General features: G+C 68.4%; 3 protein-coding genes. All 3 read right to left on the bottom strand.

Going from position 1 to position 2,059, the window contains the following annotated elements:
- The coding region (locus DBR22_RS16790; RefSeq protein ID WP_146187538.1) for an MFS transporter at positions 1 to 599 on the bottom strand (599 nt) is incomplete at its 3' end.
- 53 nt (positions 600 to 652) lie between these two features.
- Positions 653 to 1,546: an SseB family protein gene (locus DBR22_RS16785; protein WP_108599956.1), complete on the bottom strand. Its 894-nt coding sequence runs from the start codon at positions 1,544 to 1,546 to the stop codon at positions 653 to 655.
- Positions 1,547 to 1,554: 8 nt separating this feature from the next.
- Positions 1,555 to 2,059 (bottom strand): HisA/HisF-related TIM barrel protein (locus DBR22_RS16780; RefSeq protein WP_108599955.1); only part of this gene is annotated, 505 nt, incomplete at its 5' end.

Here is a 2,059-nt window from a genome sequence, read left to right as displayed (position 1 = left end):
CCCTCGGCCGAGGGGACCGCGCTCCGGGTGGGCGGGTTGAACCACATGAGGAACAGCCCCGCCAAGGAAGTGGACACCCCCACCACGGTGAGCCCCGCGACAGTGAAGCCGCTCGTGGCAACCACGGCTCCGGCCGCAGGACCGATCATGAAGACCACTTCGGTGGTGATGGCATCGAGGGCGAACGCCGTACGCCGCTGGTTGCCGTCGGCAAGGACGCCCAGGGACTGCCTCACCACGCTGAAGATCGGCAGGGTCAGCAGGCCACCGACGAACACCAGTGGCAGCAGCCACTCGTAGGACACGTGCGGCACAACGGACCAGATGATGGTTTCGGAGACCACCGACGGGATCAGCGCCCTGCGCAGGCCTGCGGTGTCCACTCGCCGGCCGCGCCAGGGGGCTCCCACGGCGATGCCGATGGTCATCACCGCCGCTGCAGCGCCGGCAGCGGCATAACCCTTGTCCAGGGTGAGGACGATGTGCAGGGTGAGGAGAACGCCGGCCGCCGAATGGGGGATGCGGGCGATCATGCCCACAATAAGCAGGCGCCGGATGCGCTGAACGGCCAGCAGCTCCCGGTAAAGGGCGAAGTTCACAAGAATCCTTTGGGTCTGCTGACGGCGCCCGGGATCTCCGTGCCGACGGTCAGCTAGTGCGACGCGCGCCGCAACTTGATCTCCAGGGAGTCAACGCGCTCTCCAAACAATACATTCCGGGACCACTCCTGCTGGAGACCGGAAACCAGCTCCTGGACTGCCGGGGCATCGAGTCCGTCGGCGAGGTAGAGCACCACTTGAAGTTCAGGTCCTGCCCCTCCCCCTGCAAGCTGCGCCCCTGTGCCTGTGACGGCAGTGATCCCGGAGCCCGGGCGCAGGGAGATGCTGCGGACCGCAGGGAACCCTGCTGCTGCCGCGGTCATTTCGGCGGCCAATGCGGGATCAGCGTAGGAGGGGACCCACTGTTGTTGCTGGGCCAGCGCCCAGAGTGCGGGCCGGCGGACCACCAGGGTGACGTCCGAGCCGGGATCAAGCACCATCAGTTCCGCCTGTTCCGACACTGCAGAGAGGGCTGCCCTGGCAGCATAAACCGCCACCGGACGGGCGTCAGGGTGCCAGGAAGCCAGGGCCTGGGCCGAGGTGAAGGCCGGCATGGCAGTCCTGCCGTCGGCCGCCTTCAACATCACCAGGGCCATGTCCGCCTGCTTGTCGGCCGTGAGGCCGTCCACGCCGGCAACCTCAGCACCGAGCTGGGCGATGATCGGAATGAAGACACGGCTGGTTGCCAGCGAAGCTACCACTGCCGCTTCGTCGCCGCTGCCTTGGACCAGGGCCGCAACGGCCGCGAGGTAACCGGCATCGGCCGTGCCGTCGTCGTTCTCGAAATTGTGGATCTTCGAATCGTCTCCGGCGAGGCTGCGGCCCTCCCATGGCCGGCCGGCCGAATCAGTGGGGCCGCCAGCGCCCGCCAGCGCGGCGGCGATATGGCCGGGAAGGTGGCGCGCCGGAGTGTCTCCCGCGGCCGCCTGGTTGGGGGTGGTGTCCACGGGGCCGGCTAGCGGCGTCCGGCGACGTCAAGCGCCTCGGGCAGCGTGAATGCACCTGCGTACAGGGCCTTGCCCACGATGGCGCCCTCCACACCCAGCGGGACGAGGGACCGGAGCACCTTAAGGTCATCCAGGCTGGAGATGCCGCCTGAAGCCACCACCGGCTTGCCGGTCTTTTCCACCATCCGGCGCAGCAGCTCGACGTTAGGCCCCTGAAGGGTGCCGTCCTTGGTGACGTCCGTGACCACGTAGCGGGCGCAGCCGGCCTCTTCAAGCCGCCCCAGGACCTCCCAGAGGTCGCCGCCTTCCTTGGTCCAGCCCCGGCCGGCCAGGGTAGTCCCGCGGACGTCTAGCCCGACGGCGATTTTGTCGCCGAAGCGGTCGATGGCCCGCCGGGTCCACTCCGGGTTTTCCAGCGCTGCGGTGCCGAGGTTGACCCGGGCCACGCCCAGATCCAGTGCCGCCTCCAGCGATTCGTCGTCCCGGAGCCCACCGGACAGCTCCACCTTGATG

The organism is Arthrobacter sp. HMWF013, assembly GCF_003061105.1.
Taxonomy (GTDB): Bacteria; Actinomycetota; Actinomycetes; order Actinomycetales; family Micrococcaceae; genus Arthrobacter.
Note: the sequence above shows the minus strand (reverse complement) of the source record. Positions and strands in the feature narration are given on the sequence as shown.